Source organism: Variovorax trehalosi (assembly GCF_051216415.1).
Taxonomy (GTDB): Bacteria; Pseudomonadota; Gammaproteobacteria; order Burkholderiales; family Burkholderiaceae_C; genus Variovorax.
The window spans coordinates 892,325-913,111 of sequence record NZ_JBPJZG010000001.1 but is presented as its reverse complement, the minus strand read 5'-3'; the positions used below and the strand labels follow the sequence as shown (position 1 = coordinate 913,111).

Genomic DNA, 20,787 nt, shown 5'->3' with positions numbered 1-20,787 from the left:
AGCAAGCCGATGCAAAAAACCAAGTGGCCGTTCTCACTTCATGGTCAGTTTGAGTTCGGCGCCCGGCTTCCAGTCGGCGCCGCTGGCCGTGGTGCGCACTGCGCCCAGGAACAGCCGTTCGCTCGTCAGCTTCTGCGCCAGCAGGTAGTCGCGCACCGCGGCGCCGCGCTCCACGGCCAGTTGCCGCATCGACTCCTCGTCGACCGGCACGCTCGCGAACAGCAGGTTTTCCATTTCCTTCACCGGCAGGTCCTTGGCCAGGCCGACGAGGTTGCGCGGCTTCGTGATGTCCGCGCGCTTGTACACAGCCGTCAACAGCTCGGGGTATTCGGCGTCGGTGACCGGCGGCACATCGGTGCCGGTCTGGCCGCCGCGCACCGCGACACGGCGCTTTTCGGCCTGGGTCAGCTGGCGCACGCGCTGGCGCTGGTAGGCGTCGCGCTCCTTCTCGAGGCTGGAGGTGCCCACGACCGTCATCTCCAACGTCGGCCGCTCGGTCAGCGCCTTGGCGACCTTGTCCAGGCTTTCCTTCGCCGCCGCGCTGAGCATCGAGCTGCCCGCCTCGAAAGTGATGGCACTCGATTCGCCGCTGCCACCGCCGCCAAGCCCGCCCGTGAGCAGGCTGAACGGCGCCGTCACGGCCTTGACGATCAGGTTGACCACCGCCTTCCAGATGAGCGGCCCGACGCTGAACTGCGGATCGTTGAGCGAGCCGCTGAGCGGCAGGTCGACGTCGATCACGCCGTTGCGGTCGGCCAGGAGGGCCACCGCCAGCTTCACCGGCAGGCTGTTGGGCGCGCCGGCGACTTCCTCGCCGAATTGCAGCTGGTTGAGCACCAGCTTGTTGGTGGCCGTGAGCTGTCCGTCGGGCGCGACCTTGTAATTCACGTCCATGCTCATCTTGCCGCGCTCGATGCCGTGGCCGGCGTAGCGCACCGAATACGGTGACAGCGGCGCGAGGTCGAGGTCGCGCATCTTGGCGGTGATGTCGAGCTCGAGCGGCTTGGCCAGCGGATTGAGCTTGCCGGTGATTTCCAGCGCGGCGGTCTGCTGCGCCTTGCCGCGCAGTTCCAGGTCGGCCAGCGCCGGGCGGCCTGTCTCGCCCTTGGGCGGGTTCGACGAGAAGGAACTGAGCTTGCCGGTCAGCTCGCTCAGGTCGGCCGAGTAGTTGGGCTTGACGAACAGGTCGGTGAAATCGATCTTGCCGTTGACCAGGCTCATCGGACCGAAGTTGATGACTGGCGCGGGGCCTGTTTCCGCGGCCGCCTGCGCCGTGGCAACGGGTGCCGCCGCCTTCGCCGGTTCGGAGCTGCCGCCCACCATGGCTTCGGCCGGGACCGGCGCGCCGCCCGAGCGCTGCGCCGGCGGCCCCCCCCGGGTCGTCGTGGTGGTGCCGCCCGGGCCCTTCTGGGTCTTGGCTTCGGCGGTCGCTGCGGCAGCGGCAGCACCCTCGGCCTCGCCCTTCTTCGTCAGGTTGAGCAGGTTGAGCCGGCCGGTCGGATCGACGATCGCGCGGGCGAAGAAGTCGGTCAGCGTGGTTTCGCGCACGTCCACCTTGGGTGGAGCACCGGGCGCCATGCTGACCTGCAGGCCGCGCAGGCTCAGCGTTTTCCAGCTCAGGAGCTGGTTGGTGTTGCGGTCGAAACCGGGCGACTGGGTCAGCGACACGCTGTTGGCGCGGAAGTCGTCCAGCGCGGTGTCGCCGGCCAGCTTGACGGTCATGCCGGCCGGCGCGGTCGCGTAGTGGACGGTGCCCCGGTAGCTCGCGAAGGCGCGGCGGATGTCGACGTTGAGCGCGTCCGCGTAATAGGCCTTGAAGGCGTGCGCGGGGAACGAGATCACCTCGAGCCGGCCCTCGGCCGCCAGCGGCTTGAGCACCACGTTGCCCTTGTAGTCGAACTTGCCCGGGTCGGAGCGGCCGGAGCCGATGCGGCCCGAGACCTGCAATGGCGACGCGGTGTTGGTCTCCGGCGCGATCTTCTGGGCGTTCAACTTGAAGGCCGTGACCTCGACCGTCACCGGCAGCGCGCCGGCCTTGTCTGAATAAGAGAGGCTGCCGTTGTCGACCGCCACAGTGCCGATGGTCAGCGCCCAGGGCTTGGTGTTGGCGTCGGCCTTGGCCGATCCGGCGCCGGCGGGCTTGGGCGCCGCGACCTTCGCCTCGGCAGCGCCGCCGTTGCCGGCCGGCGTGCGCAGCCAGCGCTCGAACATCCAGCGCTTTTCGCTGTCGCGCTCCACGCGCACCTTGGGGTTGGTGGCGGTGAACGAGGCGATGTTCAGCGTGTGCTGCGTCATGTCGACCTCGGCATCGACCAGCTCGAAGCGGCCGACGCTCGCCAGCGCGGTCTTGGTCTGGGTCAGCGCCAGGCCGTCGGCAGCCAGGCGGCGCGCCTTGAACTTGAGGTTGGGCTGGTTCCAGGCGATGTCGATCTGTCCGCTGAGCTTGCCGTCAAGCGTGGGCTCCAGGCTCTGTGCCAGATAGGGAGCCGCCAACGAGAGCGGGAGTGCGTCGACCTCGGTCTGCACGTCCGCAACCTTGTCGGTGGCGCTGCCCTTGAACTTGAGCGAGGCGCCGGCGATGGTGGTGCTGCCGTTGAATTGGGCCGGTTTCTCCATCGGCCAGGTGATGGCGGTGACATCGAGCCCCAGGTCGGTCACGTCGACGGCGGCCGCCGGCTTGACGGTCTCGTCGCGCCAGCCGATGCGCCCGCCGCTCAGTGCCACCTTGTCGACCTGCACCTTCAGCTTGGGCTTTTCCGCTGCTTTGCCGGCCGGCGCACTGGCCGCGGCGGTTGGAAGCGGCGCCACTTTTTCCGCGGCGCCGGTGGCCGGATCGGTCGCCATCAGGTTGAGCTGGCCCGAGGCATCGCGCGCCACCACGAGCTGCGGATTGGCGAGCGCCACTTCGCTCAAATGGAACACCGATTCGAGCGGGCGCACGTCCGCCAGCGCGAGCTTGAGCGAATCGAAGCCCAGCAGATCGCGGCCCTTGGCGTCGCTCAGCTTGGCGCCGTGCGCTTCCACGGTGCCGTAGATCTTCAGGCCGGTCGTCGTGGCCTGCTGGAAGTCGATCTTCAGGTCGGCATCGAGGCTGCCGGCCTGCAGCTTCACCGGCAGGCCGCCGGGGATGTAGCCGAGGTAAGGCACGAGGTCGAGACCCTTGAACTGCACATGGGCGTCGGTCTTGCGACTTGCCGCGAAGGGCGTGGTGAAGGCGGCCGAATCGAAGCTGCTGCCGTTGAGCACGAAGGCCAGCTTGGGTTCGGTCTTGACCTCGCGCTGCGAAGCCAGATTGCTCAGGAAAGGCACGTTGAGCACGAAGTTGCGCAGCTCGTGCCTGCGCTTGACCGTCTGGTCGTCGAAGTCGACCGCGCCGTCCCTGATCGAGATGTTGTAGATCGCAAAGCGCGCCGGCTCGGCCTTGGGATCGGGCGGCGGGCCCGCGGCCAGCTTGGCCAGGATGTCGTCGATGTCGTACTTGCCGTCGGCCTGGTGCGTGAGCAGGATCGCAGGCGACTCGACCGAGACCGCATCGATCACGGGCGCCAGGCGAAAGAGCGATTGCAGTTCGGCGTCGGCGTAGATGCGCTTGATGGCCAGTTGCGGCTGCTTGCCGTCGACGGTGGCGATGCGCAGGTCGTGCAGCGCGAGCTCGAGGGTCCAGGGCTTGAAATCGATCTTGCCCACGGTGACCTGCCGGCCCAGTTTCTCGCTCGCGATCTTTTGAAGCTGGCTCTTGGCGATCGGCGGCACTGCCAACCATGCGATGACCCAGAGGGCCAACAGAACCAGCAACGCGACGATCCCGCGTCGCGCCCATTTATTTTGTTTGAGCGAAGCTAAATCCATCGCGGGAGTGTGCCGCAAACATGCGCCAAAGCAGAAACAAGAAAGCCCGGCAACGCGACTGAATGCCTCGTTGCCGGGCTTGATGGCGGGCCTAACACCCAAGCCATCGATTCGCGCGACCGGAAGTCAATGGTTCCTGCCGTGCTGGCAGCAAGAGATTGCCGCCGTGGATCCTCCGTCGTTCGAGCCCTTGACTTGCACCTCGGACTGCCTGACTTCGGAAAAACGCCTGAAAACCCAGGCCCGTTCAGATTAGGTGCCGCACCCTCGCATTGCAAATCCAATCTTCCAAGGGATTTCCCTAGGCGAAACGCCTCTGGGGGCGGCTCATTTTTTAAACATCTATTAGCATAAGAAACAAAATCCTTATGCTTGACCGAGTATTTAGCCACGCTAGAATCCGGCCTGCTCCGATTGCCAGACGCAACGGGGCCACCCCCTGAATCCGCTGCCGAGAACTCCCCGGCTTGATCAGGTCACCGCGCTCCTTACCCTACACCCCTCCATGCGCGGAGCCTGATTCGTACCAATCCAAGCGCCGTTGCCTTCATCCATCGCCTCTCCAGGCGCTGCGAGCAGGTGCCGCACAGAAAGGAAGAGCGATGAACAAGGCGTTTGATGCCACAGCCCGCGGGCTGAGGACCTTTGTGTCCGATGTGGCAGACGGCTTTTTTGAAATCACCCACAACGGGTTTGCGTTGGTCGGCCTGGCCATCGTGTTTGCGGCCCTCGCCCTCGTGGCACGGCCCGATCTGCGCCAGACCGGCGAGGAACAGCTCATGGGCTGGCTGCAGTCGCGCAAGCCCGCGCCTGAAGTCACCGACCTCGAGCCGACCGCCATCGAGCGCACCACGGCCGCAAGCCCCGGCGACCTGCCCAAGCAGCAGGCCGCCGTGGCGTACTGGCTCAGCAAGAAGTACAGCGTTGCGGCCGAGCCGCTGAGCGTGCTCGTGGCCGAGGCCTACAACATCGGCAAGCGCACCAAGCTCGACCCGACACTGATCCTGGCCATCATGGCCGTGGAATCCAGTTTCAATCCCTTTGCCCAGAGCCATGTAGGCGCCCAGGGCCTGATGCAGGTCATGACCCGCGTGCACGGCGACAAGTACGAAAGCGCGGGCGGCACGCTCACCGCCTTCGACCCGGTGACGAACATGCGCGTAGGCGTGAAGGTGCTGCAGGAATGCATCTCCCGCGCCGGCTCGCTCGAAGGTGGCCTGCGCTACTACGTGGGCGCAGCCAACCTGGAAGACGACGGCGGCTACGCCAGCAAGGTGATGGCCGAGCACGAGCGCCTGCTGCAGGTCGCCAACGGTCGTGCGCCGTCGGTACAGCCGCCCCGCACGACCGTGCGCGCGCAGCCGATTCCCATCGTGACGCCGGCACCGGCCCCGATCAAGGCCGAAGAAGGCTCGGAGCCCGCCAAGGTCGCCCTGCTTTCCGCGGTTTCCTGAAGCCGGCCCGGCTGGGTGTGAGCTACACTCGGCCCTGTACGCGACTGGCGATAGGCGCAGCACCTGAACAAGGTGCCACGCGCTGACGTGGAATACCACTGGGAAGCGTACCGCCTGGCCACAACAGGCGTTCAGCCGTTCGCCTGGGCAGCCCTTGTTTGGTTGAAGAACAAGGACCTCGTCTTCAAAGGACTGCCATGTACCAACGCAATATCTTGGTCGAACAGACCGATCCCGAAATCTGGGCCGCGATTCAAGCCGAAAACGCGCGCCAGGAACACCACATCGAGCTGATCGCCAGCGAGAACTACGCCTCGCCTGCCGTCATGGCCGCCCAGGGCTCGCAGCTCACTAATAAGTACGCCGAAGGCTACCCGGGCAAGCGCTACTACGGCGGCTGCGAGCATGTCGACGTGGCCGAGCAACTGGCCATCGACCGCGTCAAGCAGATCTTCGGTGCCGACGCCGCCAACGTGCAGCCGCATTGCGGCGCCTCGGCCAACGAAGCCGTGATGCTGGCGTTCTTGAAGCCCGGCGACACCATCATGGGCATGAGCCTGGCCGAAGGCGGCCACCTGACCCACGGCATGCCTCTCAACATGAGCGGCAAGTGGTTCAACGTGGTGAGCTACGGCCTGGACGCCAACGAAGCCATCGACTACGACGCGATGGAACGCAAGGCGCACGAGCACATGCCCAAGCTGATCATCGCGGGCGCCTCGGCCTACTCGCTGCACATCGACTTCGAGCGCTTCGCCAAGGTGGCCAAGGACGTGGGCGCGATCTTCATGGTCGACATCGCCCACTACGCCGGCCTCGTGGCCGCGGGCGTGTACCCGAACCCCGTGCCGCACGCCGACATCGTGACCTCGACCACCCACAAGAGCCTGCGCGGCCCGCGCGGCGGCATCATCCTGATGAAGTCGCAGCACGAGAAGGCCATCAACAGCGCGATCTTCCCGGGCCTGCAAGGTGGCCCGCTGATGCACGTGATCGCCGCCAAGGCCGTCGCGTTCAAGGAAGCGATGACGCCCGAGTTCAAGGCCTACCAGCAACAGGTGGTCAAGAACGCCAAGATCGTGGCCGACACCCTCACCGAGCGGGGCCTGCGCATCGTGAGCGGACGCACCGAAAGCCACCTGATGCTGGTCGACCTGCGCGCCAAGGGCATCACCGGCAAGGAAGCCGAAGCCGTGCTGGGCAGCGCCCACATGACGATCAACAAGAACGCGATCCCCAACGACCCCGAAAAGCCGATGGTCACCAGCGGCGTGCGCATCGGCACCCCCGCCATGACCACCCGCGGCTTCAAGGACGAAGAGGCCCGCATCACCGCGAACCTGATCGCCGACGTGCTCGAGAACCCGCGCGACGCGGCGAACATCGACGCAGTGCGCGCCAAGGTGCACGCGCTGACGAGCCGCTTCCCGGTCTATCGCTGATCGACTGGAAGACCTGGCCGCATGAAATGCCCTTTTTGCGGTCATCTTGAAACGCAGGTCGTCGAGACCCGCGTTTCGGAAGACGCCGACTTCGTCCGCAGGCGCCGCCAGTGCAGCGCCTGCGACAAGCGCTTCACCACCTACGAGCGCCCCGACGTCAACTTCCCCGTGGTCGTGAAGAAGGACGGCAGCCGCGCCGACTTCGACTCCTCCAAGGTGCGCGCCTCGATGATGCTGGCGCTGCGCAAGCGCCCGGTGAGCATCGAGCAGATCGACACCGCTCTCCTGCGCATCGAGCAGAAGCTGCTGGCCAGCGGCCTGCGCGAAATCGATTCGACCAAGGTCGGCGAACTCGTGATGCGCGAGCTCAAGCGCCTGGACAAGGTGGCCTATGTGCGCTTTGCCTCGGTGTATCGCAGCTTCGAGGACGTGGACGAGTTCAGGCAATTGCTACGGGACATCTGACCGACGCTGCGGCGGCTGTCAGCCGCCATCGTCGCCCCTGCCGCACACCCCCGAGCCGCAATCGCCGCTCGCATCCGGATTGCAGACCTTCGCCCGGCCTGAGGCCGAGACGACTATCGATGCCCTGCGCCCGGTCTCGGCTTTCAGCGTCAGGCAGCCCGCGCTGAAGCCGGCCCTTGCGGTCTGTCGCGAGAACCCGTTGCCGTCGTAACGCAGGCCCTGCGCAAACCCGCCCCCGAGCGTCGCGTCGACACTCACGCCCTGCGGCAACCGCTCGAAGCGCCGCAGCGTCTTGAAGGACTCATCGCCTCCGGTCCGAACGACCCAGCCATGGGACCAATCGCCGCCCGTGAACGCAGCCACCTCCACGGGCCGCGCGCGCTGAATGGCCTCCATGCGCGCGAAGCTCAATGCGGAACTGAGGCCCTGGGCGGCGGTCGCGAGACGCTGGTTGAGCAGCATGTCGCGAAAGCTCGGTGCGCCGACGGCGGCCAGCACCGCCACGATGGCCACGACGACCATCAGCTCGACCAAGGTGAAGCCGGCCGACGCCGCGCTCTTGCCGCCCGTCATTGCCAGCACCTGGCGGGCTGCGTCCCGTCGCAGCCTTTGCCGCCTGTGCTGTCCACCCAGAGATTGCCGACCTGCGGGTCGGAGAATCCGGCCTTCAGCGTGGCCGTCAGCCGGATGCAACTGTCGGTGCTCCCCTTCCCTTCGCAACTGCTGCTCTCGACGGTGTACTTGCCGCCAGCGCCGCCGTCTCCCGAGTCACCCGCGTAGCGCCGGTACCGCCCCACCTGTGTGTAGCGGCGCTCCTGCTCCTGCATCTGCTGCATCAGCGCGGAACGCCCCTCGCTGCGCCAGCCCTTGCGTACGAAATCCATGTACGACGGATAGGAGATGGCCACCAGGATCGCGGCAATAGCCAGCACGATCAGCATCTCGATCAGCGTGAAACCGCGAAGCACCGGGGTCCTCATTGCTTCGCTCTCCGATAGTCGGTGATCTGTCGCCAGTTCAGGCGTCCGCCGGTCTGGCCCACCTTGCCGTCGCCGACGGGCTGCGCGGTCGAGAGGCCTGTGCCCCGACCGCTGCGCGCACCCGTGCTGACGATGGCGAGGCGCTTCGTTTCCGAACGGCGCCCGAGCGCATCGGTCGCACCGAAGCCGGCCGTGCCCAACTGCACCAGATGCGGCGCCCCCAGCATGCCGACACTCGATGGCATGCAGGTGCCGCCCTGCGAGAGCCCCGTCATCGCGTTCACAGCGCAGGTGCGGCCGCCGCCGTCGGCGCTGCAAGCGCTGGAATCGGGAATCAGCGTGTTGAAGAACAATTGGCCGTCGCCCAGCACCGGCTTGAAGACCAGCCGCTCGCCCTGCGCGGGTCCCGCCGGCAGGTCGAAGTACCAGCCGCGCCGGGCGTTCGTCTTGCGGTCGAACGCGCCGTACACGAAGGCATCGCCGGTGACTGGCGGAAATGCCTGTCCATCGACGGCACTGGCCTTGCGCGGTTGCAGCTGCACCCGCGCTTCGCCGGCGGGAATCGCCACGCCGTTGTCGTACACGCCATAGATCGTCTGAACGCCCCGGCCCGAACGGCCCAGGTCTTCGGTGCTCACGAACTTTCCCGTTCCGAAGAGCACGATCGCGCCGCCCGCCGGGCCCACGCCGACCTCGGGCGCGACGGTGATCGGCTGCCGACTTGCCTGCGCGCCGCGGTCTGTCATTGCGACCATCAGTGGCTTGCGGTTCAGCGCCAAAGCCTTGCTGCCCCACGGCGCATTGCCCGAGAAATCGAACTTCCACAGATTGCCCTGCGTGTCGCCTGCATAGAGGAAGCGCGTGGCGCCGTCCGTTTCCGCATAGTCGCCCGGGGTGCTCAGGGCATTCACGAGGGTCTTGTCTGCCGGGGCTGGCAGGACGATCTTGTAGTAGTTGGTGTCTCGCTTCCAGGCTTCGCCCACAGGTTTGTCCAGCGACAGCAGGAACAGCGCGGCGAGCTTGTCGGGGTTGGCGTTGTTGAAGCCCGAAGGAACGACTGCGAACCAGCCATAGGTGGCGGCCTGGGTCTTCGTGGCCGCCGCGGTGCGGAACTTCATGATGCGTGGAGCCTGCGTCACATGGCCCATGTCGCTGTCGTGCGCGCCGCCGAACTCCCACAGCACCTTGTCGGCCGAGAACGTTACGGGGTCGGTCACGTCGAGCGCGAAGACCCCGGTGCCACCGCCGCCGTTGCCGGAAACCAGCACGGTCTTCCATGCGCCGCTCGCCATCCGGGCGTCGCCCACGACGGGGGTTCCGTCGACGTAGCTTCGATGCCGGTAGTCCGGCGATGTGTAGGCAGCCAGTCGGGCGAACATGATGCGCGGCACGTAGGCGAAGAGTTCGTTCCCGGTGCGGGCGTCGAAGGCATGCAGCATGCCGTCGTTGGCGCCGATGTACACGACAGGCGGCCGGCCGCGATGGGCAGCCAGGAACCTGTCGTGGCCCGGCTCCTGGATCGCGGGGCCCGGCGCGCCCACGTGCACCGGGTTCGAATTGGTCACGTCGCCCATGACCGAGTCGCGCACGCGAAAGATGCCCTGCGGCGCGGACTGCTCCCTGCGCCGATCTCCACGCAGATAGGCCAGCCGCTCGGCGCCCAGGCCGTCGGGGATTTCGGGCACGACATAGGGCACCGCGTTCAGCCAGCCGCGCAGCCCGCTGTCGAGCGCTTCCCATTGAAACGGCGTGCCGGCACCGGCCGTCGAGAGCGTGAAGATGCGCCTGCTCGCGACGTCGCGCGCGGCCACGGGCGGCACCGCGTTCGGGTTGCCGGTCAGCAGCTCGCCGGCATCCCAGTCGGGCCTGTCGGCACGCTGCACCGTACCTGTCGCCGCATCCGCGCGAAGGCGGTACGACCGCAGCGTGCCCGACCAGCGTCGTCCATCGAACTGCGGCACGTAAAGGCTCGCGCCGGCCTCGGTGATCGTGTTCGAGGAAAGAGCGCCACCCACAGCGACGCCGCCCGCCGGCGCGATCGCGTGCAGGAAGGTCCGGCGAATGGCTTCGGTCATCTGCAGCGGGTCGCCGGCCAGGAAGTAGTTGGCAGGCTTGGGCTGGTTATCGCCGTCGAGGCCCTCGGCCCATTCGGAACCGCCGCCCGACGCAAGGAACGGATTGCCGTCGTCGTTGCTGTCGGCAAAACCGCCGTACTTCGCGGCCAGATAGAAGACGCTGCCGCGTTGCTTCTGCCCGATGGCGCTCACGCCGCCCTGCCCCATGTCGATGGCAAAGGTCTGCGCGCGCAGGTTGGTGTGGTCGCTGCGGATCTTCTGCGTGCGGGCCCAGTACGCAAGGCCTGCCATCCCGAACGATCCCTTGTCGGCGCCGGTTTCGACGCCCGCGATGTGGGCCGAGGTCAATGGCGCGCCGCCTTTGTAGTTGAACGCCCGAGGCCCCTCGTTGCCACGGGTGGTGAGGCCCGCCTTGCCCGAAGGGTGCGTGTAGGAAAGCGCTTCCCTGTTTTCGAAGGCACCGACCAGACTTGTCCAGTAGGCCGTGTCGGGCTCGTGGGCTGCAATGTTGAAGCCCCGGTCGAAGTCGCCGATGGAGTCCCCCTTCGACATGCCCGGCAGCGAACGGTCGTGGTGGGTTTCGGCATCGCCGATCACCAGGATGCTGCTTCTCTGGCAACTGGCGGCGATGGGGTCGTCATGGCGCCGGGGACTGTCCGTACCGGCGACGGCATCGGGCGTCGGCGCCTTGCCCTGCAGATAGCGCAGCGACTCGTAGTAAAGCTCGCCTGCCGGATCGAACAAGCTGTAGGTGCCCTGCCGGACGCCGTTGCGCCCGAAGCGATTGATGGCGTTGACAATGCCGCGGCCCTCCGCCGTGTCGGCCTTGAACACGCCCGTCGTCGCTTCCCACTCCGACTGCGGGTTGTCCACCATGTCGAAGGCCGTGTCGATCTTCCGCGGCCCGGCGTGCTTCATCGGTGCGCGCAGAACGCCGCCATAGCGTGCAGGGTCGTCATCCGGCAGATAGCCGAAGACGGAGAACCTCATCCGCCCGGCGTAGTGCTGGATGGCACCCACGGGCTTGGAATTGCCATCCGGGTACCTGACGCAGAGCGAGGAACGCACCGCCGCTTCGGCCACCGAGCACACCTCGACGCGAGCGATGTAGGACGTGCCGCCCGGCGCCGCACAAGTGCCGGCGGCTGTAGGCCCGACGACGAACCGATCGAGGCAGTTGCTGAAGTGCAGCGTGTCCGTCGCGCGCATCCCGCCGCGCGCGCCTGTGACGAGCGGCGTCAGCCTGTCCAGGTTGCCGGTCACCGCCTTGTCGGGAAAGTGGGCGCTGCGATGAAAGTCCTCCGGCAGCACCCCGCGCTGCAACACCGTGCGGCCCGGCTCGTCGATCACGCGGTCGCCGCCCGTCAACGCAAGGCGCACCCCGTCGAGGGACGACGACAGCGCCCAGTTCAGCAGGTTGCCGCTCCACTGGTTGACGCAGGCGATTTCTCCACTGCCGAGCCTCGTTGCGGTGGACGAGCGCTTGAAATAGCCGTCGCCCGCCGCGTAGCCGTAGCAGCCCATCGCGTCCCAGTAACCGCCGTAGGTTTTCTTCGCGTCGAAGCTGTCGTGGTACGCGGCGCCCGCGTTCGCGCGCTTCAGCGAAAGATCGATCACCAGTCCCGGGTCGGCGCGCGAAGCCAGCGAAAACATCGGCTCGCTCGGAAGCTCCGCGTCGGGTGCGGTCGCCGCCGCCGCGGCATGGGCGCATGGGATGGCGCAGACGGCCATCGCCCAAATTCGAAGGAGGCGCATACAGGTCTCGTCTTCAGGAAGGGCAGCCAGGGCTGGCGGCCGGTTTGTACAAGGTGGTCTGCAGAACGACCTGTGTCTCGTCGCGCATGCCGTAGCCGATGGCCGTGACGCGAAAGACGTAGCTGGCGCCCTGGGCACTCGCGCTCTGCAGCACATTGGCCTGCCAGTCGCCGCGGCTGCGAACGGCCTCCACGATGTAGCGCGGCGCGCGGGCCGGCAGCGCGCCGGCGCGGCTGCCCGTGATGGCATCGCCGCTGAAATAGGTCTGGCCCGTGAAGGTGCCGTAGGCGACCGACTTGCCGTTTCCGGCCGAAAGGTCGAGCGTCATCCATGCCGGATCGGCGCCCGGATCGGCAGGTGCGCACAGCCCCTGCTGCTCGCCGTGGTCACCGCACCCTGCGACGAAGGCCGTCGCATCCTGCCGATTGAAAAGGCAGAGGCGTTGCCGTGTGTCCTCATTGGGTCCGAGCACATCGGTTTCGGCGTCGACGAGGGCAGCCTCGGCCGCCTGGAACGCCACCTCGGTGTCGCGGTCGTTGCGGGCGCTGCGCTCGTTGACCAGCGAGACCTGCGCCGCACCGACGCCCAGCACGGTGGCCACGACAAGAAGCAGCAGCACGACGATCAGCGAAAAGCCCCGCTGCGGCGAACGACGGTGCGGGCTCACGGTGCCGGCGCCTTCATCGCATTGCGCAACATGACCGTGAAGGTCGCCACGCGCCGCAGCCTGCCATCGGCCGCGGGCCTGAAACTCAGCTCGGAAAAATCGGTGCCCAACGGATAGAGCACCTCCTCCGCCTCCCGGGCACCACCCCGGGCTTGCGCGCTGCGCGCCACCATGCCGATGCGCAGGCCGACCACCTTGCGCCATTCGTCGGCAGCCTTGTCTGCGGAGGCCGCCATGGCCTCGAGTTGCGCGGCGTCCAGCCAATGTTCGGGAACGCCGTTGCCATCGGCGTCATGGCCGTAGACGACCTTGAACACCTCGATGCCGCGCGCCAGGGGCTGCGCCCTGAACGTCCCGCCTCTGGCGCTGCGGTATTTGCAGTAGAGCTCGGGCTCCTTGTCCGCGGCTTCGGCGATGTAGAAAAAACTCCAGGCGCGGTCTGCGGACACGGGCGTGTCCGCCGCCGGACCGGGCTGGGCGAAGCCCATGCAATCGATCATCGTGCCGTCAGGCTCTGTGCCGTCGCCCCCGGCGCGGCTGCGGCCGAAGAAGCGGACCCGCAGCGAATCGCTGGCGTTGATGCCGCGCGTGCCGTGCGCGCCGTGGCTCTCGCCGACGCCGCTGACACGGGTGTCGCTCGCGCCCACGATGTCGAGGTCGGCGAGGTCGTTCGACGGTGCCGTCGTGCTTGCGCTGCCGGCAATGCCCTCGGAGCCCTGGGGCCCCACGGAGTCGGGCGCGTGGTCGGAATAGCCCGCCTGCCGCGCGACGCTCCTGACGACGAAGCCCGCGAACCGCAGCGACTCCTCCACCGCCTGCGCATCGGCATCGGCCGTGAACAAGCGCTGACTGGCGACGAAGGCAGCTGTGGCCGCGAGCACGACGACCAATGCAACGGCCGTGGCGACCAGGAGCTCGACCAGCGTCGCACCGCGTTCGCGCACGCGGCTGAGGAACTCAGGAACCCGCCTGGCCATCGTGCGCCTGCCCTGCGACCAGTTGCATCACCAGGCGCGGCGCCGACAATGAATCGGCCTTCGCACCGAGGCCGGCGCGAGGCGTCCAGCCGAGCTTCACGACCACGGTGCGGCCCGTCTTGCTGCATGTCCATGTGTACGCGTCCGCCGCCGCATTCCAGGGCGCCTCGTCGAAGCACACGCTGACGCGCGCATCGGGCAGCGCCTTGGCAATGCGGCGCTGCCACTCGCTCATGTCCCATGCCGCGAGGTCTGCCGTGCTGCAAACTGCGCCGCCCCCCACGCAGGCCGCGCCGGCCGAGGAGGCGGTTCCCGATGCGCCTCCCTCACGCCAGTCCTCGACAAGGTAGGCGTTGCCCGCATCGTTGCGCGTGGCGATGCCCTTGTTCATCCGCACCTTCTCCGACAGATCGCGCGCCAGATTGAGCGCTGCCGTGAAGGTTGCCGACTCGTTGCTGGTGCGCACCGACGCCAGCAACATGCCGATCGTGCCGAGCAGCCCCACGCTCAGCACGACGATGGATACCAATACTTCCACGAGCGAAAAGCCCGTGGCCCGATGCTTCGTTGAAGCCATGTTCGATGCCCTCCCTGATCTGCTGCAACTTGTGTTGCTTCTTTATTCCCGCCACCGAACTTCGAGCGTAGAGGCCGCTTGCAACGGAGCGCGCGCCGTTCATCCGCATCGGCATGCCGCTCGTATGATCGAACGGCACCGGTGTTAAATTTTTCCCCGTCCCGTCTCTTCCATTTCCATGCCCTCACACGAACAAGACGCGCAGCACATCGCGACAGCCTTGCGCCTGGCTTCCGACGCGCTGCTGCTGACCGACCCGAACCCGCGCGTCGGCTGCGTGCTGTGCGACGCCGACGGGCGCGTACTGGGCCAGGGGCATACGCAGAAGGCCGGCGGTCCGCATGCCGAGGTGATGGCACTGCGCGATGCGGCGGCACAAGGTCACTCGGTCGAAGGCGCGACGGCGTACGTCACGCTGGAGCCCTGTTCGCACCACGGCCGCACCGGGCCTTGCTGCGATGCGCTGATTGCGGCAGGCATCGGACGGGTCGTGGCGTCGCTGGCCGATCCGAACCCGCTGGTCGCAGGCCAGGGCTTCGAGCGGCTGCGTGCGGCCGATGTCGAGGTCGAGGTCGGTCCCGGCGCCGCCGAATCGCGCGAGCTCAACATCGGCTTCTTCAGCCGGATGGTGCGCAAGATACCGTGGGTGCGGCTCAAGGTGGCCGCCTCGCTGGACGGCAAGACGGGCCTGGAGAACGGCGTGAGCCAATGGATCACCTCCGAGCCCGCGCGCACCGATGGCCACGCCTGGCGCGCCCGCGCGAGCGCCGTGCTGACCGGCGTCGGCACGGTGCTCGAAGACAACCCGCGCCTGGATGTGCGCCTGGTCGAGACGCCGCGCCAGCCGCACCTCGTGGTGGTCGACAGCCGCCTCCAAACGCCGCCTGGTGCTCACATATTCATAGCAGGCCGTCCCGTCTGGATCTATGCGGCCGTGCGGGACGAAGCCAAGGCCGCCGCGCTCGAGGCCCGTGGCGCCACCGTCACCTGCCTGGCGAACGCCGACGGCAAGGTCGATCTGGGCGCGATGCTGAAGGACCTGGCGGCGCGCGGCGTCAACGAACTGCACGTCGAGTCGGGCCACAAGCTCAATGGTTCGCTGATCCGGGAGGGCTGCGTCGACGAGTTGCTCGTTTACCTCGCGCCCAAGCTCATCGGCCGCGGGCTGGACATGGCCAGCCACATTCACGCAGGCGGTCCGCTGACTGCACTGACGGGCGCCCTGCCCCTCGAATTCAGGTCCGTAGACATGCTCGGACCCGATGTACGAATCCTCGCCCGGGTCCGCGAAAAAGACGCCTTCTAGCGTTTACCCCGAACCCTTCACGTTCTCTGCGAAAATGTGCGGATGTTCACCGGAATCATCACCGGCGTGGGGCGCATCGCCGCCATCCACGACCTCGGCACCTCCTCCTCCTACGGCAAAAGACTCAGCATTGCGGTGCCTGACGGCTATCTCGACGACGTCGGGCTGGGCGACAGCATCGCGCTGAACGGCGCCTGCATGACCGTCACCACGCTCGTTCCCGGGCGACAGCAGTTCACCATCGACATTTCCGCCGAATCCCTCGACAAGACAGCGGGCCTGACCGACGAGGGCAGCCGCATCAACCTCGAGAAGGCCTTGCGCGCCAGCGACCGCCTCGGCGGCCACATCGTCTCGGGCCATGTGGACGGCATCGGCACGGTGAGCTTCTTCGAGCCGGTCGGCGAAAGCTGGGAGCTGCGCGTGGTCGCACCCCCCGCCCTCGCCCGCTTCCTGGCCTACAAGGGCTCGATCACCATCAACGGCGTGAGCCTCACGGTCAACAGCGTGAGCGACATCGAAGGTGGCGCCGAGATCAGCATCAACCTGATCCCGCACACCGTGGAGAACACCTCCCTCGGCGGCCTGAAAGCCGGCTCGAAGGTCAATCTCGAAATCGATACCGTGGCGCGCTACGTGGAGCGCATGCTCCAGGCCGGCGTGCTGGTCCCGCAGGCCGCCACGTATTCCAAGGACACAGCCGAATGAACGCCTCCGTCACGCCGATCGGCGCCGCCCCCAGCGCCACGCGCGCCCCCGCACCGATCGCCTCGGTCGAAGAAATCGTGGCCGAGCTGGCCGCGGGCCGCATGGTGATCCTGGTCGACGAGGAAGACCGCGAGAACGAAGGCGACATCGTCATCGCGGCCGACCACATCACGGCTGAATCCATCAATTTCATGGCGCGCCATGCACGCGGCCTCATCTGCCTGACGCTCTCGCGCGAGATGTGCGAGCGGCTGCAACTGCCACCGATGGTCCAGCGCAACGGCGCCAAGCATTCGACCGCCTTCACCGTCTCCATCGAAGCGGCCGAAGGCGTCACCACCGGCATCTCGGCGGCCGACCGCGCCCGCACCGTGCAGGCGGCCGTCGCACCCAACGCCGTGGCCGCCGACCTGGTGCAGCCCGGCCATATCTTCCCGCTGCAGGCGGTGGACGGCGGCGTGCTGATGCGCGCCGGCCATACCGAAGCCGGCTGCGATCTCGCTGCCATGGCCGGCTGCTCGCCCGCCTCGGTGATCTGCGAGGTGATGAACGAAGACGGCACGATGGCCCGCCTGCCCGACCTGCAGATCTTCGCGGCCGAGCACGGCATCAAGATCGGCACCATCGCTGCGCTCATCGAGCACAGGAGCCGTGTCGAATCGCTGGTCGAGAAAGTCGGCTGCCGCGAGATTCAAACCGCCTGGGGCGCCTTCACCGCCCACGCCTTCATCGACAAGCCCAGCCGCGGCGTGCACCTGGCGCTCGTGCGCGGCAAGTGGGCGCCCGAAGACACCGTGTCGGTTCGCGTGCACGAGCCGCTCTCGGTGCTCGACGCGCTCGAAATCAACCGCTCGCTGCACTCCTGGAGCCTTGACGCCAGCCTCTCGCACATCGCGACCGAGGGCAAGGGCGTGGCGGTGCTGCTGAACTGCGGCGAAACCGCCGGCGAGCTGCTCGCGCAGTTCGACGGCACCGCGCGTCCCGCGCAAGCCCCCGAGCGCGGCCGCATGGACCTGCGCAGCTACGGCATCGGCGCGCAGATCCTGCGCGAATGCGGCGTGCACAAGATGAACCTGCTGGGCACGCCGCGTCGCATGCCGAGCATGGCAGCGGGCTACGGCCTCGAAATCGCCGGCTACCTCACGAAAGACTGAACGACCATGCAAGGTTCAAACAAGGGCGAGACCAAGCTCAACGGCAAGGGCCTGCGCATCGGCATCGTGCAGGCGCGTTTCAACGCCGACATCACCGATGCGCTGGCAGCCGCCTGCCTGGCCGAACTCGAAGCGCTGGGCGTGGCCGCCGCCGACATCCATCACCTGAAGGTGCCCGGCGCCCTCGAAGTGCCCGTGGCACTGCAGGCGCTGGCCGAGCGCGGCGGCTACCACGCGCTGGTCGCGCTGGGCTGCATCATCCGCGGCGAGACCTACCACTTCGAACTGGTGGCCAACGAATCGGGCGCGAGCGTGAGCCGCATCGCGCTCGATTACCGCCTTCCCATCGCCAACGCGATCCTCACCACCGAAAACCTCGAGCAGGCCGTCGCACGGCAGACCGACAAGGGCCGCGATGCAGCCCAGGTCGCCGTCGAGATGGCGCAACTGCTGGCCACCCTTTCATGACCGAAGACACCACCAAGGCAGGCGGCGCCAAGCCCCGCCAGTCGCGCACGGGGCTCACCAGCACCGGCGCACGCAAGGCTTCGGCCAAGTCCAACCGCAGCCGCGCACGCGAGTTCGCGTTGCAGGCGCTCTATCAGCACCTGGTGGGCCGCAACGACCCGACCGACATCGACCATTTCACGCGCGACCTCGCCGGCTTTCACAAGGCCGATGCCGCGCACTACGACGCGCTGCTGCACGGCTCGATCGACAACGCCGAGCAGCTCGATGCGCTGATCCGTCCGCTGCTCGACCGCAAGTTCGAGGAGATCTCGCCCATCGAGCACGCGGTGATGTGGATCGGCGTGTACGAGTTCCAGAACTGCCCCGACGTGCCATGGCGCGTGGTGCTCAACGAATGCATCGAGCTCGCCAAGGAATTCGGCGGCACCGACGGCCACAAGTACGTGAACGCGGTGCTCAACGGTCTGGCGCCGCAGTTCCGGCCGCTCGAAGTGGAGGCCGACCGGGCTTCGGGGAAAGCGAAGGCATGAGGATCTCGACGCGCGCGGAGCGTATCGAGCCCTTCTATGTGATGGAGGTGGCGAAAGCCGCCGGCGCACTGGCTCGCGAGGTCGCCCACACCGACCGGCCGATGATCTTCCTGAACATCGGCGAGCCCGATTTCACAGCGCCCCCGCTGGTGCAGGAAGCAGCCCTTCGCGCCGTGCGCGCTGGCGCCACGCAGTACACGCAGGCCACGGGCCTCGACCATCTGCGCGAACGCATCAGCGGCTGGTACCGCGAGCGCTTCAACGTCGACGTGCCCGCCCGCCGCATCGTGGTGACGGCCGGCGCCTCGGCCGCGTTGCAGCTGGCCTGTCTCGCGCTGATCGAATCGGGCGACGAGATCCTGCTGCCCGACCCCAGCTACCCCTGCAACCGCCACTTCGTGAGCGCCGCGGACGGCAAGGCGGTGCTCATTCCCACCACGGCCGAGGAGCGCTTCCAGCTCACCGCCGCCAAGGTCGAGGCCGCCTGGACCGACAAGACGCGCGGCGTGCTCCTCGCCTCGCCGTCCAACCCGACCGGCACCTCGATCGCGCCCGACGAGCTGCGCCGCATCCACGAGGTGGTGTCGCAGCGCGGTGGCATCACACTGATTGACGAGATCTACCTGGGCCTCTCCTACGACGATGCCTTTGGGCAGACGGCGCTGGCCATCGACGACAACGTCATCAGCATCAACAGCTTCAGCAAGTACTTCAATATGACCGGCTGGCGCCTGGGCTGGCTGGTGGTGCCTGAAGTTCTGGTGCCGGTGGTCGAGCGCCTGGCGCAGAACCTCTTCATCTGCGCGAGCACGGTGTCGCAGTACGCCGCGCTCGCCTGCTTCGAGGACGCGAGCATCGCCGAGTACGAACGCCGCCGCGCCGAGTTCAAGGCGCGCCGCGACTGGTTCATTCCGCAACTCAACGCCTTGGGCTTGAACGTGCCCGTGGTGCCCGATGGCGCCTTCTATGCGTGGGCCGATTGCACGAGCTTTGCCGAGAAGCTCGGCATCTCGGGCAGCTGGGACTTCGCCTTCGAGACCATGAAGCGCGCCCACGTCGCCGTCACGCCTGGCCGCGATTTCGGCACGGCAGAGACGGCGAAGTTCGTGCGCTTCTCCACGGCGAGTTCGATGGAACACCTGAAAGAAGCCATCGAGCGCCTGCGCGCGATGGCCGAGAACCGGGCGCAATGAGCTACGCGTTTCCGATCCGCGTGTATTGGGAGGACACCGATGCCGGCGGCATCGTGTTCTACGCCAACTACCTGAAGTTCATGGAGCGCGGGCGCACCGAGTGGCTGCGCTCCCTGGGCGTCGAGCAGCGCAAGCTCAAGGAAGAAACCGGCGGCCAGTTCGTGGTGAGCGAGGCCCAGCTCAAATACCATCGGCCCTCGCGGCTCGACGACGAGTTGCTGGTTACCGCCGATCTTCAACAATTGGGCACTGCGTCGTTGATAATCGGACAGCAAGTGCTATCAAAAACAGAGCAGGAGCGAACCGGGGCCCCGGCACCGGTCTTGCTGTGCGAAGGCACGATCCGTATCGGGTGGGTGAACGCCGCCACTTTGCGTCCCGCGCGCATCCCTTCCCGGGTTTCGGGAACCCTCGAGCGCTGCGGCGGCTCCATGACTCAACCTTTCAAGCCATGAACCAAGATCTTTCCATCATCAACCTCCTGCTCCACGCCAGTTTCGTGGTGCAAATGGTCGTGCTGCTGCTCGTGATCGTCTCGATTGCCAGCTGGGCCGCGATCATCCGCAAGTACTTCGCGCTGCGGCGCATGCGCGCCCTGAACGACGACTTCGAGCGCGAGTTCTGGTCGGGCACCAGCCTGAACGAGCTGTTCGCCTCGGCCGCCCAGAACGCCAAGTTCGCGGGACCGATGGAGCGCATCTTCGCCTCGGGCATGCGCGAATATCAAAAGCTGCGCGAACGCCATGTGAGCGACCCCGCCACGCTGCTGGACGGCGCCCGCCGCGCGATGCGCGCGAGCTTCCAGCGCGAGCTCGATGCGGCCGAGCAGAACCTCTCGTTCCTGGCCACCGTCGGTTCCGTTTCGCCTTACGTGGGTCTCTTCGGCACGGTCTGGGGGATCATGCATGCCTTCACCGGCCTCGCCGCCCTCGCGCAGGTGACGCTCGCCACCGTGGCGCCCGGCATCGCCGAAGCGCTGGTGGCCACGGCCATCGGCCTCTTCGCCGCCATTCCCGCGGTGGTCGGCTACAACCGCTTCGCCCGCGAGATCGACAAGATCGCCATCGCCCTCGAGACCTACATCGAGGAGTTCTCCAATATCCTGCAGCGCAACCTCTCGGCCAATCCGGGCGCTGCCGCCGCGGCCACCACGTCGGCTCCGGCCAACCGTTGAACAGGTAGCA

Annotated in this window: 18 protein-coding genes and 1 riboswitch; of the genes, 11 read left to right on the top strand and 7 right to left on the bottom strand. The window is 67.1% G+C overall.

The window, feature by feature from the left end; all coding sequences use genetic code 11:
- Positions 1-33: 33 nt before the first annotated feature.
- Positions 34-3,849: a DUF748 domain-containing protein gene (locus tag ACSFA7_RS04245; protein ID WP_435498228.1), complete on the bottom strand. Its 3,816-nt coding sequence runs from the start codon at positions 3,847-3,849 to the stop codon at positions 34-36.
- A 602-nt stretch (positions 3,850-4,451) separates the two neighbouring features.
- Between ACSFA7_RS04245 and ACSFA7_RS04240 the strand changes: the two genes are divergently transcribed.
- From ACSFA7_RS04240 to nrdR, 3 genes are all read left to right on the top strand, one after another.
- Positions 4,452-5,303, top strand: a complete 852-nt coding sequence (locus ACSFA7_RS04240; RefSeq protein WP_307507891.1) for a lytic transglycosylase domain-containing protein — start codon at positions 4,452-4,454, stop codon at positions 5,301-5,303.
- Positions 5,304-5,333: 30 nt separating this feature from the next.
- Positions 5,334-5,459: riboswitch (ZMP/ZTP riboswitch) on the top strand.
- Between the two features lie 41 nt (positions 5,460-5,500).
- Complete coding sequence (gene glyA, locus ACSFA7_RS04235; RefSeq protein ID WP_435498227.1) at positions 5,501-6,745, top strand: serine hydroxymethyltransferase; 1,245 nt, start codon at positions 5,501-5,503, stop codon at positions 6,743-6,745.
- A 21-nt stretch (positions 6,746-6,766) separates the two neighbouring features.
- On the top strand, positions 6,767-7,210 hold the full coding sequence (gene nrdR, locus ACSFA7_RS04230) for a transcriptional regulator NrdR (RefSeq protein ID WP_013541926.1): 444 nt from the start codon (positions 6,767-6,769) through the stop codon (positions 7,208-7,210).
- Between the two features lie 18 nt (positions 7,211-7,228).
- Here nrdR and ACSFA7_RS04225 read toward each other — a convergent pair whose 3' ends face one another.
- Genes ACSFA7_RS04225 through pilV form a run of 6 tightly spaced genes read right to left on the bottom strand, consistent with a single transcriptional unit; the run spans position 7,229 to position 14,241 of the window.
- Positions 7,229-7,783 (bottom strand): GspH/FimT family pseudopilin, encoded by a 555-nt coding sequence (locus tag ACSFA7_RS04225; protein WP_435498226.1) that lies wholly within the window; start codon positions 7,781-7,783, stop codon positions 7,229-7,231.
- The gene (locus tag ACSFA7_RS04220; protein ID WP_435498225.1) at positions 7,780-8,190 is read right to left on the bottom strand and encodes a type IV pilin protein; all 411 of its coding nucleotides are present in this window, start codon (positions 8,188-8,190) and stop codon (positions 7,780-7,782) included. The genes ACSFA7_RS04225 and ACSFA7_RS04220 overlap by 4 nt, the downstream gene beginning before the upstream one ends.
- On the bottom strand, positions 8,187-12,020 hold the full coding sequence (locus ACSFA7_RS04215) for a pilus assembly protein (RefSeq protein ID WP_435498224.1): 3,834 nt from the start codon (positions 12,018-12,020) through the stop codon (positions 8,187-8,189). Before ACSFA7_RS04215 ends, ACSFA7_RS04220 begins: the two co-directional genes overlap by 4 nt.
- A 13-nt stretch (positions 12,021-12,033) precedes the next feature.
- Positions 12,034-12,687, bottom strand: a complete 654-nt coding sequence (locus ACSFA7_RS04210) for a pilus assembly PilX family protein (RefSeq protein ID WP_435498223.1) — start codon at positions 12,685-12,687, stop codon at positions 12,034-12,036.
- Complete coding sequence (locus ACSFA7_RS04205; RefSeq protein ID WP_435498222.1) at positions 12,684-13,664, bottom strand: PilW family protein; 981 nt, start codon at positions 13,662-13,664, stop codon at positions 12,684-12,686. The genes ACSFA7_RS04210 and ACSFA7_RS04205 overlap by 4 nt, the downstream gene beginning before the upstream one ends.
- Positions 13,645-14,241, bottom strand: coding sequence for a type IV pilus modification protein PilV (gene pilV / locus ACSFA7_RS04200; protein WP_435498221.1), 597 nt, complete (start codon positions 14,239-14,241; stop codon positions 13,645-13,647). Before pilV ends, ACSFA7_RS04205 begins: the two co-directional genes overlap by 20 nt.
- A 178-nt stretch (positions 14,242-14,419) precedes the next feature.
- On the opposite strand from pilV, the gene ribD reads away from it, so the two are divergent.
- Genes ribD through tolQ form a run of 8 tightly spaced genes read left to right on the top strand, consistent with a single transcriptional unit; the run spans position 14,420 to position 20,777 of the window.
- The gene (gene ribD / locus ACSFA7_RS04195; protein ID WP_435498220.1) at positions 14,420-15,547 is read left to right on the top strand and encodes a bifunctional diaminohydroxyphosphoribosylaminopyrimidine deaminase/5-amino-6-(5-phosphoribosylamino)uracil reductase RibD; all 1,128 of its coding nucleotides are present in this window, start codon (positions 14,420-14,422) and stop codon (positions 15,545-15,547) included.
- A gap of 42 nt (positions 15,548-15,589) precedes the next feature.
- Complete coding sequence (locus ACSFA7_RS04190; protein WP_435498219.1) at positions 15,590-16,255, top strand: riboflavin synthase; 666 nt, start codon at positions 15,590-15,592, stop codon at positions 16,253-16,255.
- Positions 16,252-17,409 (top strand): bifunctional 3,4-dihydroxy-2-butanone-4-phosphate synthase/GTP cyclohydrolase II, encoded by a 1,158-nt coding sequence (gene ribBA / locus ACSFA7_RS04185; RefSeq protein ID WP_435498218.1) that lies wholly within the window; start codon positions 16,252-16,254, stop codon positions 17,407-17,409. Before ACSFA7_RS04190 ends, ribBA begins: the two co-directional genes overlap by 4 nt.
- Positions 17,410-17,415: 6 nt before the next feature.
- On the top strand, positions 17,416-17,877 hold the full coding sequence (ribH, locus tag ACSFA7_RS04180) for a 6,7-dimethyl-8-ribityllumazine synthase (protein ID WP_435498217.1): 462 nt from the start codon (positions 17,416-17,418) through the stop codon (positions 17,875-17,877).
- A complete protein-coding gene (nusB, locus tag ACSFA7_RS04175; protein WP_042580121.1) occupies positions 17,874-18,410 on the top strand; it encodes a transcription antitermination factor NusB in 537 nt (178 codons plus the stop codon). Before ribH ends, nusB begins: the two co-directional genes overlap by 4 nt.
- The gene (locus tag ACSFA7_RS04170; protein WP_435498216.1) at positions 18,407-19,603 is read left to right on the top strand and encodes a pyridoxal phosphate-dependent aminotransferase; all 1,197 of its coding nucleotides are present in this window, start codon (positions 18,407-18,409) and stop codon (positions 19,601-19,603) included. Before nusB ends, ACSFA7_RS04170 begins: the two co-directional genes overlap by 4 nt.
- Positions 19,600-20,058, top strand: coding sequence for a tol-pal system-associated acyl-CoA thioesterase (ybgC, locus tag ACSFA7_RS04165; RefSeq protein WP_435498215.1), 459 nt, complete (start codon positions 19,600-19,602; stop codon positions 20,056-20,058). Before ACSFA7_RS04170 ends, ybgC begins: the two co-directional genes overlap by 4 nt.
- Positions 20,055-20,777: a protein TolQ gene (gene tolQ / locus ACSFA7_RS04160; RefSeq protein ID WP_206178788.1), complete on the top strand. Its 723-nt coding sequence runs from the start codon at positions 20,055-20,057 to the stop codon at positions 20,775-20,777. Before ybgC ends, tolQ begins: the two co-directional genes overlap by 4 nt.
- Positions 20,778-20,787 lie beyond the last annotated feature (10 nt).

Coding starts and splice junctions, on each gene's coding strand:
- ACSFA7_RS04245 (WP_435498228.1), bottom strand. CDS start 3,849: ATGGATTTAGCTTCGCTCAAACAAAATAAATGGGCGCGACGCGGGATC.
- ACSFA7_RS04240 (WP_307507891.1), top strand. CDS start 4,452: ATGAACAAGGCGTTTGATGCCACAGCCCGCGGGCTGAGGACCTTTGTG.
- glyA (WP_435498227.1), top strand. CDS start 5,501: ATGTACCAACGCAATATCTTGGTCGAACAGACCGATCCCGAAATCTGG.
- nrdR (WP_013541926.1), top strand. CDS start 6,767: ATGAAATGCCCTTTTTGCGGTCATCTTGAAACGCAGGTCGTCGAGACC.
- ACSFA7_RS04225 (WP_435498226.1), bottom strand. CDS start 7,783: ATGACGGGCGGCAAGAGCGCGGCGTCGGCCGGCTTCACCTTGGTCGAG.
- ACSFA7_RS04220 (WP_435498225.1), bottom strand. CDS start 8,190: ATGAGGACCCCGGTGCTTCGCGGTTTCACGCTGATCGAGATGCTGATC.
- ACSFA7_RS04215 (WP_435498224.1), bottom strand. CDS start 12,020: ATGCGCCTCCTTCGAATTTGGGCGATGGCCGTCTGCGCCATCCCATGC.
- ACSFA7_RS04205 (WP_435498222.1), bottom strand. CDS start 13,664: ATGGCCAGGCGGGTTCCTGAGTTCCTCAGCCGCGTGCGCGAACGCGGT.
- pilV (WP_435498221.1), bottom strand. CDS start 14,241: ATGGCTTCAACGAAGCATCGGGCCACGGGCTTTTCGCTCGTGGAAGTA.
- ribD (WP_435498220.1), top strand. CDS start 14,420: ATGCCCTCACACGAACAAGACGCGCAGCACATCGCGACAGCCTTGCGC.
- ACSFA7_RS04190 (WP_435498219.1), top strand. CDS start 15,590: ATGTTCACCGGAATCATCACCGGCGTGGGGCGCATCGCCGCCATCCAC.
- ribBA (WP_435498218.1), top strand. CDS start 16,252: ATGAACGCCTCCGTCACGCCGATCGGCGCCGCCCCCAGCGCCACGCGC.
- ribH (WP_435498217.1), top strand. CDS start 17,416: ATGCAAGGTTCAAACAAGGGCGAGACCAAGCTCAACGGCAAGGGCCTG.
- nusB (WP_042580121.1), top strand. CDS start 17,874: ATGACCGAAGACACCACCAAGGCAGGCGGCGCCAAGCCCCGCCAGTCG.
- ACSFA7_RS04170 (WP_435498216.1), top strand. CDS start 18,407: ATGAGGATCTCGACGCGCGCGGAGCGTATCGAGCCCTTCTATGTGATG.
- ybgC (WP_435498215.1), top strand. CDS start 19,600: ATGAGCTACGCGTTTCCGATCCGCGTGTATTGGGAGGACACCGATGCC.
- tolQ (WP_206178788.1), top strand. CDS start 20,055: ATGAACCAAGATCTTTCCATCATCAACCTCCTGCTCCACGCCAGTTTC.